The organism is Blattabacterium sp. (Cryptocercus kyebangensis) (genome assembly GCF_003226855.1).
GTDB lineage: Bacteria > Bacteroidota > Bacteroidia > Flavobacteriales > Blattabacteriaceae > Blattabacterium.
The window spans coordinates 452,001-464,472 of sequence record NZ_CP029820.1 but is presented as its reverse complement, the minus strand read 5'-3'; the positions used below and the strand labels follow the sequence as shown (position 1 = coordinate 464,472).

13 protein-coding genes are annotated in these 12,472 nt (G+C 27.4%); 2 read left to right on the top strand and 11 right to left on the bottom strand.

Features of this window, described 5'->3' with window-relative positions:
- Positions 1–15 precede the first annotated feature (15 nt).
- Positions 16–843: a 2,3,4,5-tetrahydropyridine-2,6-dicarboxylate N-succinyltransferase gene (locus DM815_RS02315; protein ID WP_110509078.1), complete on the bottom strand. Its 828-nt coding sequence runs from the start codon at positions 841–843 to the stop codon at positions 16–18.
- Between the two features lie 53 nt (positions 844–896).
- Between DM815_RS02315 and ruvX the strand changes: the two genes are divergently transcribed.
- Both ruvX and def read left to right on the top strand, forming a co-directional pair.
- On the top strand, positions 897–1,325 hold the full coding sequence (ruvX, locus tag DM815_RS02310; protein WP_110509433.1) for a Holliday junction resolvase RuvX: 429 nt from the start codon (positions 897–899) through the stop codon (positions 1,323–1,325).
- Entirely contained in the window at positions 1,322–1,852 is a 531-nt protein-coding gene (gene def, locus DM815_RS02305) for a peptide deformylase (protein ID WP_110509076.1), read from the top strand. The genes ruvX and def overlap by 4 nt, the downstream gene beginning before the upstream one ends.
- Here def and rplT read toward each other — a convergent pair.
- The 10 genes from rplT to DM815_RS02255 form a co-directional block, all read right to left on the bottom strand.
- Positions 1,842–2,189: a 50S ribosomal protein L20 gene (gene rplT, locus DM815_RS02300; RefSeq protein ID WP_110509074.1), complete on the bottom strand. Its 348-nt coding sequence runs from the start codon at positions 2,187–2,189 to the stop codon at positions 1,842–1,844. The genes def and rplT overlap by 11 nt on opposite strands.
- A 13-nt stretch (positions 2,190–2,202) precedes the next feature.
- Complete coding sequence (gene rpmI / locus DM815_RS02295) at positions 2,203–2,391, bottom strand: 50S ribosomal protein L35 (RefSeq protein WP_110509072.1); 189 nt, start codon at positions 2,389–2,391, stop codon at positions 2,203–2,205.
- A gap of 1 nt (position 2,392) precedes the next feature.
- Positions 2,393–2,923, bottom strand: a complete 531-nt coding sequence (gene infC, locus DM815_RS02290) for a translation initiation factor IF-3 (protein WP_410491984.1) — start codon at positions 2,921–2,923, stop codon at positions 2,393–2,395.
- A 57-nt stretch (positions 2,924–2,980) separates the two neighbouring features.
- Complete coding sequence (gene thrS / locus DM815_RS02285) at positions 2,981–4,228, bottom strand: threonine--tRNA ligase (RefSeq protein ID WP_110509068.1); 1,248 nt, start codon at positions 4,226–4,228, stop codon at positions 2,981–2,983.
- A 46-nt stretch (positions 4,229–4,274) separates the two neighbouring features.
- Positions 4,275–4,991 carry an MIP/aquaporin family protein gene (locus tag DM815_RS02280; RefSeq protein ID WP_110509066.1) on the bottom strand — a complete coding sequence of 239 codons (717 nt, stop codon included), beginning with the start codon at positions 4,989–4,991 and terminating at the stop codon, positions 4,275–4,277.
- A 33-nt stretch (positions 4,992–5,024) separates the two neighbouring features.
- A complete protein-coding gene (gene glpK / locus DM815_RS02275; protein WP_110509064.1) occupies positions 5,025–6,521 on the bottom strand; it encodes a glycerol kinase GlpK in 1,497 nt (498 codons plus the stop codon).
- A 34-nt stretch (positions 6,522–6,555) separates the two neighbouring features.
- Positions 6,556–8,160, bottom strand: coding sequence for a glycerol-3-phosphate dehydrogenase/oxidase (locus tag DM815_RS02270; protein ID WP_110509431.1), 1,605 nt, complete (start codon positions 8,158–8,160; stop codon positions 6,556–6,558).
- A 109-nt stretch (positions 8,161–8,269) separates the two neighbouring features.
- Positions 8,270–9,619, bottom strand: a complete 1,350-nt coding sequence (ffh, locus tag DM815_RS02265; protein ID WP_110509062.1) for a signal recognition particle protein — start codon at positions 9,617–9,619, stop codon at positions 8,270–8,272.
- A 23-nt stretch (positions 9,620–9,642) separates the two neighbouring features.
- Entirely contained in the window at positions 9,643–11,403 is a 1,761-nt protein-coding gene (gene argS / locus DM815_RS02260) for an arginine--tRNA ligase (RefSeq protein WP_110509429.1), read from the bottom strand.
- A 5-nt stretch (positions 11,404–11,408) separates the two neighbouring features.
- On the bottom strand, positions 11,409–12,470 hold the full coding sequence (locus DM815_RS02255; protein WP_110509060.1) for a branched-chain amino acid aminotransferase: 1,062 nt from the start codon (positions 12,468–12,470) through the stop codon (positions 11,409–11,411).
- Positions 12,471–12,472: the final 2 nt, after the last annotated feature.

Here is a 12,472-nt window from a genome sequence, read left to right as displayed (position 1 = left end):
AATAGTAAAAAAAAATTACAAAACAAGATGATGCGTTCTCAATGCTTCATTTAAAGATGTTTTTTTATTAGTGCTTACTTTTCGTTTTCCTATAATCATTGCACATGGAATATGATATATCCCTGAAGGAAATTTTTTGGGATAAGATCCAGGTATTACTACAGAATATCTAGGAACTACTCCTTTCATCTCTATCGGTTTTTCATTTGTTACATCAAAAATTTTAGTAGAGGAAGTTATAACAACATTTGCTCCTAATACGGATTCTTTCTCTATAAGGACCCCTTCCACTAAAATACACCTAGATCCAATAAAAACATCATCTTCAATAATAACAGGAGTAGCTTGTATTGGTTCTAAAACTCCTCCTATTCCAACACCTCCACTTATATGGACTCTTTTCCCAACTTGAGCACAGCTTCCTACCGTGGCCCATGTATCTATCATTGTTTCTTCTCCTATATAAGATCCTATATTTACATAAGAAGGCATAAGAACAACTCCAGGAGAAATATAAGAACCATAACGTACTACAGCATGAGGAACTACGCGAATTCCTTTCTCTTTAAATTTATTTTTTATCGGTATTTTATCATAAAATTCTAATGGACCCAATTCTATGGTCTTCATTTTTTTAATAGAAAAATACATGATTATAGCTTTTTTTATCCATTCATTTACCCTCCATTTTCCATTTATAAACTCCGAAACTCTTATTGATCCTTGTTCTACATAATCAATAACATGGATTACTATTTTTCTTATACAATTATTTGTAGACCATATTTCTTTTTTTTTATCCCAAGCTTTTTCTATTTCTAATTTTAGTTGATTCACTTTCATAAAAATTGATAAAAAACAAAAGTATAGATAATATAAATATATTTGTTATAATAATGAAAAAAATATTGGGAATAGATTACGGAAAAGTTATAACTGGTTTGTCTATATCAGATTCTTCAAAAGTATTTTCTTTTGGATTAGAAGCCATTCCAACTAAGAAATTAATGAATTTTTTAGATATTTTTATAGTTAATGAACAGATAGAAAAAATTGTTATAGGGTTACCTAAAACATTAAACAATAAAAATTCTTTCATAGAAAAATATATTCAAAAATTTATTTATAATTTTCATAGAAAATACCCTAAAATACTAATAGATAGATTAGATGAACGTTTTACATCTAAAATTGCTTTTTACACAATGATAGAATTAGGTATAAAAAAAAAAAAAAGAAGAAAAAAAAATATTTTAAATAAAATTAGTGCTACCCTAATTTTACAATCTTATCTTGAAAAAAAAAGGAAAAAAATTAATTTATGATCTTACCTATAATACTTTATGGAAATCCTATTTTGAGAAAAAAATGTATAGATATCTATTATCGAGATAGTAGAATTAATAAATTGATTAAAAATATGTTTGAAACTATACATAAAGTAAAAGGAATAGGATTAGCAGCACCTCAAATTGGTAAAAATATACGACTTTTTATAGTAAAAACTCCTTACCTATCAAAAAATGGAAAAAATAATTATAAAGAAGTTTTTATTAATGCTAGAATATTGAAAATATATGGAGAGGAATGTGAATTCAATGAAGGTTGTCTAAGCCTTCCTGGAATCATGGGATATGTAAAAAGAAAATCTCATCTATTAATAGAATATTACGATAATAACTGGAATAAAAAGAAAAGAACTTTAAAAGGAATTTGTGCAAGAGTGATACAACATGAATATGATCATATTGAAGGTAAACTTTTTATAGATTATTTTTCTTCCATGAAAAGAAAATTAATAGAAAAAAAATTGATGATTTTATTGGAAAGAAAAAAACTATCTATGAGGTAATATGATCCACTATTTTTTTGAAAATATCCGGATGGTTCATAGAAAAATCTGAAAGGAATTTTCTATTAATTTTAATATTTTTATCAGATAATTTTTTCATAAATTCTGAGTAAGATATTCCATATATACGTGATCCAGCATTAATACGTTGAATCCAAAGAGATCTAAAATATTTTTTCTTTTTTTTTCTTCCTGAAAAAGCATAACTAAAAGATTTTTCTACAGCATTTTTAGCAATTGTATAAACCTTACTTCTAGCTCCATAAAAACCTTTCGCTAATTTAAGTATTTTTTTACGTCTTCGTCTGGAGTAAACAGCATTTGTAGCTCTTGGCATTATTTTCTATAATTTATAATTGTTTTTTTATATTTTTTTGATCGGCCTTCTTCAATAGAGAAAATGTAGAAAGTTTCCGTTTTCTTTTTTTTGATTTTTTCGTTAAAAGATGATTTTTAAATGCATGTTTTTTTTTTATATATCCATTAGATGTTTTTTTAAATCTTTTTTTGGATCCTGATTTTGTTTTTAATTTTGGCATACTAAATTTTTTTTGGAGCTAATATCATGTACATTCTTTTTCCTTCCATAACTGGCATTTGTTCTACTCTTCCATATTCTTCAATATCTTCTGCAAATTTTAACAATTTTATTTTACCTTGATCTTTATATACTATAGAACGACCTTTAAAAAAAACAAAAACTTTAACTTTATCCCCTCTCATTAAAAATTTTTCAGCACTTTTTATTTTAACTTTTCCATCATGATCTCCTATTTGTGGTCCAAATCGGATTTCTTTAGTATTTACCTTAATTTGTTTTGCTTTAAATTGCTTCTTTTTTTTCTTTTGTTCATATAGAAATTTTTTATAATCCAATATTTTACATACTGGAGGGTCTACTTTTGGATTAATCTCTACCAAATCTAATCCTTTATCTATAGAGAATTGAATAGCATCCTGAATCGAGAATATTCCATTTTCTATAGAATCACCAACTAAACGAACTTTATTAGAATCTATATGAGCATTAATACGATGTTCCTCCTTCCTTTTTATAAAGGGACGATATATTCTCTTTTTTTTATTTATCCTGAAAAATTTCTTTTTTATGATAATAGTTTTATTAGTTTAATTAATTTCTTTAAAAATGGTATCTATTCCGTTGGAAATGGATAAGATCCCTATATGACCTAAACCATGTTTTCGTAATGAAATAGTTTTAGTAGTTTCTTCTTTTTTTCCCAAAATAATCATATAAGGAATTTTATTTTCTTCCGAATCTCTTATTTTTTTATCAATTTTCTCGTTTCTTCTATCAATAAACACACGAATATTATAATTTAACATCAAATTTAAAATTTTTTTTGCATAAACTATATATTTATCACTTATAGGAAGTATTACCGCTTGATTAGGAACCATCCATAATGGTAGATTCCCTTTGGTATGTTCTATAAGAATGGCTATAAGACGTTCTAAAGACCCAAAGGGAGCTCTGTGTATCATTACCGGACGATGTTTTTCATTATTTTTCCCCTTATAATATAAATCAAACCTTTCAGGTAAATTATAATCTACTTGAATAGTTCCTAATTGCCAATTTCTTCCCAAAGAATCTTTAATAAGAAAATCCAATTTCGGTCCATAAAAAGCCGCTTCTCCATAATGAATAGTAGATTCTATTTTTTCTTCTTTCACCGCTATAAGGATAGCTTCTTCCGCTTTTTTCCAATTTTTTTCAGATCCAATATAATTATTTATTTTTTTTGGATCTCTAAGTGATACTCTAACTGTATATTCTAAAAAACCTAAACGACGAAATACATAAAAAAATAAATTTATTACTTTTTTAAATTCTTCCAATAGTTGATCATAAGTACAAAAAATATGTGCATCATCTTGGGTAAATCCTCTAACCCTTGTAAGTCCATGAAGTTCCCCACTTTGTTCATAACGGTATACTGTACCGAATTCTGCAAAACGTTTAGGAAGATCCCGATAGGACCATTCCTGTGAACGATAAATTTCACAATGATGAGGGCAGTTCATCGGTTTTAAAATAAATTCTTCTTCTGAATTAGGAGTTTGAATAGGTTTAAAACTATCTTTTCCATATTTATTCCAGTGTCCACTTATAACATACAATTTTTTATGTCCAATATGTGGAGTAATAATCATCTCGTAACCGTATTTTTTTTGAAGATCGGTTAAAAAATTTTCTAAATTTCTTCTTAAAATTGTTCCTCTAGGTAACCATAATGGTAATCCTGATCCAACCCTATCAGAAAAAATAAAAAATTTCAGTTTTTTCCCTATTTTTCTGTGATCTATATTGGAATCTTCTTTTGAAAAAGGGGCCGAAGATTTATTATCCATTATTGTACACTTAACTAAAAAAAAGTTACAAATTTTTTTACTTTTATTATGAGAATAACAATAAATATAATGCAGCTGCTCCTGAACTACCTACAATAGGACCTAAAACAGGAATAAAAGCGTAATCCCAGTTACTTTTTCCTTTTCCAGGAATTGGAATTATAGAATATATAATCCTTGGACCTAGATCACGGGCAGGATTAATCGCACAACCAGTAGTCCCACCTAAAGATAATCCAATCCCCAACACAACTAAAGAAGATAAAAAAGCCCCTAAAATACCTAATCCTACAATAGGATATTTTTTGGTAAGGTAACAATTTACCAACATAAAAATAAATGTAGCCAATACTTCACTCAAAAAGTTAGAAAAAAAATTTCTTATAGAAGGTCCGGTACTGAAAACAGATAATTTATCTTGTTCTTTATTAGTTTCCAAAAAATGATCTTTATAGAAAATCCATACTAATAAAGCTCCTAACATCGCTCCAATAAATTGAGAAAAAATATAAAAAGGAACAAGATTCCAATTTAACTTTCCAGCTATGGCAAAACCTATTGTTACAGATGGATTTAAATGCCCTCCACTATAAGGATAAGAAACTAAAATCCCTATAAAAACAGCCAAAGCCCATCCTATAGTAATAGTTAACCATCCTCCACCATTTCCTTTTGTTTTAGACAAAAGTACGTTAGCTACTACTCCATTTCCTAAAAATACTAAAATCATAGTTCCTATAATCTCGGCATATATTTTTGTCATTTTATTTTCATTTTTATAAAAAAATTTTACTTATTACTTACTAGACCAAGAACGGGTTATTTTTATCGCTTTTTTCCAACCTTGAATTCTTTCCAAACGACTTGACATTCCTTTTGGTTCAAAAACCTGTTCCATTTCCCAGTTATCTTGAATTTCTTCAAGACTATTCCAATAATTTACAGCTAATCCAGCTAAATAAGCAGCTCCTGCTGCTGTAAGTTCAGAAATTTTGGATTTAACAACTTTTACATTTAAAATATCAGATTGAAATTGCATTAATAATTTATTTACTGTCGCACCTCCATCTACACGAAGTTCTTTGATAGAAATTCCGGAATCTGCTTCCATTGCTTTTAATACATCCATATTTTGAAAAGCAATACTTTCCAGAGCTGCACGGACAAAATGAGCTGAAGAAGTCCCCCTTGTAATTCCGACAATTGTTCCTCTAGCTCTTTGATCCCAATAAGGAGCCCCCAAACCAGAAAAAGCTGGAACTATATACAATCCTTCTGTATTTTCTACTGAAGAGGCTAGTATTTCTGCTTCACTTGAAGATAAAAGTAAACCCAATCCATCCCTAAGCCATTGTACAACAGCTCCTGCAATAAAAACACTCCCTTCTAAAGCATATTGAACTTTATCTTTAATTTTCCAAGCAATAGTAGTTATTAAATTATTTTTAGAAAAAACAGGATTTTCACCTACATTCATTAACATAAAACAACCCGTACCATAAGTATTTTTTACCATCCCAATTTTTGTGCACATTTGACCAAAAAGAGCGGACTGTTGATCTCCAGCAATTCCAGATATAGGAATTTTATGAGAAAGTATATGACCCGTTGTATACCCAAAAATTTCGCTAGATGATTTTACTTCTGGAAGCATTGTTTTTGGAATATCAAATAAATTTATTAAATCCTGATCCCAACTAAGAGTATGAATATTGAAAAGCATAGTACGAGATGCATTAGTAACATCCGTTACATGAATTTTTTTTCCTGTTAAATTCCATATTAACCATGAATCTATAGTTCCAAAAGCTAAATTTCCAGAATGAGCTCTTTTCTTAGCTCCTGGAATATTTTCTAATATCCATTTTATTTTAGTAGCAGAAAAATATGGATCTATAACAAGACCGGTTTTTTTTCTAATCATTTCAGTTAGTCCATCACACTTTATTTTATCACAATAATTAGATGTTCGTCTATCTTGCCAAACAATAGCATTAAAAATTGGTTCTCCCGTTTTTTTATCCCATACTACAGTAGTTTCTCTTTGGTTAGTGATTCCTATCGAAATAATATTTTCTCCTTCTAAATTTGCTTTTAAAATAGCTTCTAAGGCTACTGAAGCTTGTGTAGACCATATTTCTTCTGCATTATGTTCTACCCATCCAGGATAAGGATAAATTTGTGTAAATTCTCTTTGAGCTACGGAAATAATATTTCCAATTTGATCAAAAATAATAGCTCTAGAACTAGTAGTCCCTTGATCTAACGATAGCACATATTTTTTCATAAACATATAAATAATTACAAAAACTTTTTCCCTTAAAAAATCAAACTACTGGATAATAATATTGCATGGCTAACTCTTTGAAAGAAGCTATCTGTGATTCTTCCCATTCTTCATCTAGAGAAAGTTCTTTAGCCATTAATGATGCTACTATTGGTGCTATATCTATTGCTATTTTAGCATTTAAAAATAATAAACGAAATCTTCTTGCTAAAACATCTTCAATGGTTCTAGCCATTTCATAACGTACCATCCATATCACTTCTGCTTTTGTACAATAATAAGGAGATTGGGAAATTAATGGACTTCCCCATAAAGGATTTTCCTCAATTAATTTTTGAATATGAAATTCTACTTTTCCATATTTATCCCCCAAATTATTATAATTCTTGCATGAAGAAGAAGAATTTCTGGAAGCAAAAATCTTAAGATTTTTGGTTCCAGAAGAAACTTTATTTAATTTTCCTATTTCAATAGCTTTATTGACAGTTTCTTCCGCCATTTTTCTATATGTAGTCCATTTTCCTCCTATAATAGTTACTAGGCCAGAAGGACTAATCATCAATTTATGAGATCTAGAAATCTCTTTAGCAGGAGAATAAGATAAATTAGGAGGAACGAAAAGAGGACGTAAACCAGAAAAAGCACTTAAAATGTCTTTTTTTTTCGGATTATATACAAAATATTGGTTAAAAGTTTGTAAAATAAAATCTATCTCTTTTTCTAAAGGTTTGGGTTCAAGAATACTTTTGTCCAAAAAAGTATCTGTAGTTCCTACTAAAACATGATCATACCATGGTATGCTAAATAGAATTCTTCCATCCGAAGTTTTTGGAATTACTATAGCATCTGAACTGCTAAAAAAAGATTTTTTTAATACAATATGCGTTCCTTGACTAGGCTTTATCAATATAGGACATGTAGAATCATCCATTTTTAAAATAGAATCGGAAAAGACTCCAGTGGCATTAATAACTACTTTTGAATAAATAGAATATTTTTTTTTAGTTTCAAGATCATAAGCTATTACACCAGATATTTTATTTTCTATTTTTTTAATAAGATTTTTCACTTTAAAATAATTTAGTAATACTCCTCCTTGTTGAACACAAGTTTGTGCTAAATCAATAGCTAAACGAGCATCATCAAATTGTCCATCATAATATAAAATACCTCCTTTTAAATTATTTGGTCTAATTTCAGGAAACATTTTTAGTATTTCATTTTTAGATAAAAATTGGGAATTTCCAAAACTCAAGGATCCAGATAACCATTCATAAATTTTTAAACCAGTCCAATAAAAAACTCCCGTTTTCCAACTAAAAATAGGAATAACAAATCGTTTTTTTTTCACCAAATGAGGAGCATTTTTTAATAAAAAACCCCTTTCCTGCAAAGCTTCATAAACTAATTTTATATTTCCTTGAGCTAAATATCGTATTCCTCCGTGAATTAATTTAGTACTACGACTAGAAGTCCCTTTAGAAAAATCATTTTGTTCTAAAAGAAGAGTTTTATAGCCTCTATAAGCGGAATCTAATGCTATTCCTAACCCTGTTGCTCCTCCTCCAACAATAACAATATCCCAAGTATTTATATTTTCTAAAATTCTTAAAAATCTATCTCTATTTAAAAACCCTTTCCTCATGGTTGACTCATTCATATTATTTAAATTGGAATATTGAAACATATAACGAACAAAATTAAAAATATTTTCAATAAAAGAAAACTTTTATTAAAGTTAATCCAATAACTTTTTACATTATATTTTCTTTATTAATAATTTTTGATAAAAAATTTTTTATCATCTTTTTCCCTGAATGATCCTTAATGGTTTTCATTATTTTACTTATGTTAGAAAATTGTTTTAAGAAAAGATCTATCTCTTTTAATGAAATACCAGAGCCATTTGATATTCTTTTTTTTCTTTTTACATCAGTAAATATTTTTGGATGATTTCTTTCATAGGGAGTCATGGATAGAATAATAGATTCTATTTCTTTGAAAGAATCTTTTTTTTCCTTTTTATTATCAATAATTTTTTCCATACCAGGAATCATGGAAACAATATTTTTAATACTTCCTATTTTTTTTACTTGTTGAATCTGCTCTAATAAATCTTCAAAATCAAAACTATTTTTTGAGATTTTTTTATAAATTTTTTTAGTTTTTTCCTCATCAAATTGCTCCTGAACTTTTTCTACCAAAGAAACTATATCTCCCATTCCTAAAATTCTATTAGCTATTCTTTCTGGATAAAAAATTTCCATATTTTCTATCTTTTCTCCATTACTAATAAATTTAATAGGTTTTCCAATGATGCTAGACATAGTAATAGCAGAACCTCCTCTACTATCTCCATCTAATTTAGTCATTACTATTCCATCAATATTCAAAAACTTGGAAAAAAGTTGAACCGTATTTATAGCATCTTGTCCAGTCATAGCATCTACAACAAATAAAGTTTCATCTGGTTTAGAATATTGATAAATTTTTTGAATTTCATCCATCATAATTTTATCAATAGCTAATCTACCTGCAGTATCAATAATAATGACATTGCATTTTTTTTCATAAGCATAAATAAGAGATTTATCAAAAATTTCTATTATATTTTTACTTTCTTTTAAGAAAAAAACGGGAAGATTATCTTTTTCTGCTATAATTTTTAGTTGATCTATAGCTGCAGGACGATGAATATCGGCTGCTACTAATAAAGGGACTTTCTTTTTTTTTCTCAAAAAAAAAGAAAGTTTAGAAGAAAAAGAAGTTTTTCCACTACCTTGTAACCCACAAATTAATATAATAGAAGGATTATTAGAAATATTTATTTCTATGCTTTTTTCTCCCATTAGGGAGACTAACTCATCATATACTATTTTTATGATTAATTGTTTTGGATTTAAAGAAGTGATTACTTTTTTACCAATAGATTTTTCTTTAACCTTTTGAATAAATATTTTAGCTATCTTATAATTAACATCTGCATCAATAAGAGCTTTACGTATCTCTTTCAGTGTTTCTGCTATATTTATTTCGTTTATTCTGCTATGCCCTTTTAAAATATGAAGAGCTTTATCTAATTTTTTTTGTAAATATTCAAACATAAGTGTGTTTATTTATTACATTGTTACATACGGTCAAGCATTTTTATGCCTAATAAACTCATTCCTGATTTTAAAATATTTCCTGTAACATGAATAATATTCATCCTAATATTACTATGAATAACATCTAAAGGATCTATTAATCTTTTATTTTGATAGAGATGGTTAAAAGTTTTAGAAACTTCATAAACATAATTTGCTACTAAAGAAGGATTTAAATAAATTGCTGATTTTTTTAATATTAATGGATATTTTTGAAGAATTTTAATCATATTTTTTTCATAAAGATCGAATTTTATATTCGACCAATCCTCATTAGTTAATGAACATAAGTTTAAAAAATTTCGTTCTAATGAACGAATTCTAGAATAAGCATATTGAATATATGTTCCTGTTTTTCCCTTAAAATCTATAGATTTTTCTGGATGAAAAAGGATCCTTTTTCTAGGATCTACTTGAAGAAAGTAATATTTTATAGCACCCAATCCTATTAATTCAGCATATTTTTCTTTTTCCATATGGGAAATATCCTTTAAAAAATTTTTTTTTACTATGGAATACATTTCTAATATAAAATTATCAGCATCTATAATATTTCCCATTCTAGATTTCATTTTACCACTTGGTAAATCCACCATTCCATAAGAAAGATGAGATAATTTTTTAACCCATATATATCCTAAACGTTTTAATATACTAAAAAGTACTTGAAAATGATAATCTTGTTCTTTCCCTACAATATAAATTAACCTATCTATACAATATTTTTTAAAACGTTCTACAGCAGTTCCTATATCTTGGGTTATATAAACAGAAGTTTCATCCGATCGTAATAAAAGTTTTTGATCAAAACCTTCTTTTTCCAAATTAACCCAAATAGATCCATCTTTTTTTTGAAAAAAAAGACCTTTTTTAAGACCATTTTTTACGATACTTTTTCCAAATTCATAAACTTGGCTTTCATATTCTATTTTATCAAAATTAATACCCAACTTTTTATAAGTTTCTTGAAACCCTTCATAAACCCATTTGTTCATTTTTTTCCAAGTACTTATAGTTTTCTGATCCCCAGATTCCCATTTTTTTAATAAAATTCTTGCTTTTTTTAAAATAGGAATATTTTGATGATTGTAATCTTTATTTTTTTTGGAATAATCTTTAATTTCCTTATGATAAATTTTATCGAATAGACTATAATATTTACCTACGAAATGATCTCCTTTCATTTTTGAACTATTAGGGGTTTCTCCTTTCCCTAATTTTTCCCAAGCGATCATAGATTTACATATATGTATTCCTCTATCATTAATAATCTGAATTTTAGTTATTTTATGTCCCACTATTTTCAGTATTTCGGATATAGAATATCCAATAAGACTATTTCTAATATGACCTAAATGAAGAGGTTTATTTGCGTTAGGAGAAGAGTATTCCACCATTATATTTTCAGATGGTAATTTTAATTTATAAAAATTTTTATTCAACATTCTTTTAAGAATATGAAGATAATAACTATCCTTAAAAATAAAATTTAAAAAACCTCCTATAATAGAGAAAGTGATAAGATCTCCTAATTGATTCTTGACATAATTTCCAATATTCTTACCAATTTGTTCTACAGGTTTTTTCAATTTTTTAGATAAAGGAAATAAAATCAAAGTAATATCTCCTGGATATTCTTTCTTAGTATATTGAAAATTCAAACTGGGACAAGGTTCTAATCTATATAAAATAGATAAAGATTGTTTTGTTATTTGTTCTATGGATTGAAATTCTTCATTCATAGATATTACAAAATCCTTTTTAATTTTAATCTCCATCCAAAAGGATCTTCCGATAAGTTATGTTGTATATCTAATAATCTTTTTCTTAATCGAATTGATATCCTCTCTTCATCTGAAAGATCCGGAAAAATAAAATTTTCACCTTTGTAACTAATTGTTTCAAAATAGTTTACACCTACAGCGGTTCCACAACCAAAAGCTTCTTTTAACATCTTATTTTTCAATCCATCTATAATTTCTGAAACGCTTAATTTTCGCTCCTGTATCTCTAATCCTTCTTTTTTAGCTAAAGAAAGAAGACTTTTACAGGTTATTCCACTTAATATATTCTCATTAGCTAGGGGGGTAATGAGTTTATTTTTTAACCAAAAAAAAACATTCATGGTGCTTGATTCTTCAATCAGTGTATGAGTAGAAGAATCTGTCCATAATATTTGATCAAAACCCTCTTCTTTAGCTAATCTAGTAGGATAAAAAGAAGAAGCGTAATTACCAGAAGCTTTAGTAAACCCGACCCCTCCTGATGCAGAACGACTATATTTTTCTTCTATCTTTATTTTTAAAGGTTTTTTATAATAAAAATCTGAAGGTGTAGATATAATCATAAATAAATAATCATTAGAGGGTTTAGCAGATAAACATCTATCTATTGCAATTAAAATAGGACGAATATATAAAGATTGTCCATACTTTTTTGGAACCCAATCTCTATCTATATCTATTAATTTTTTTAATCCACTCATAAAAATATATTCTGGAATAGTAGTCATTTCCAAACGTAGAGCAGATCTATTTATTCTTTTAAAATTTTCTTTTGGACGAAATAAAAATACTTCTTCATTTTTATCTTTATAAGCTTTCATTCCTTCGAAAACTGATTGACCGTAGTGAAAAACAAGAGATCCAGGAGAAAACATCATATTTCCAAATGGTTTAATAATAGAATTTATCCACTTTCCATTTCGAAATTCCGAACAAAACATATGATCCGAATAATGATTTCCAAAAGAAATATTTTCGAAATCCATTTTTTCTATTCTTGAATGCAAGCTTCTTTCTATTTTCATAA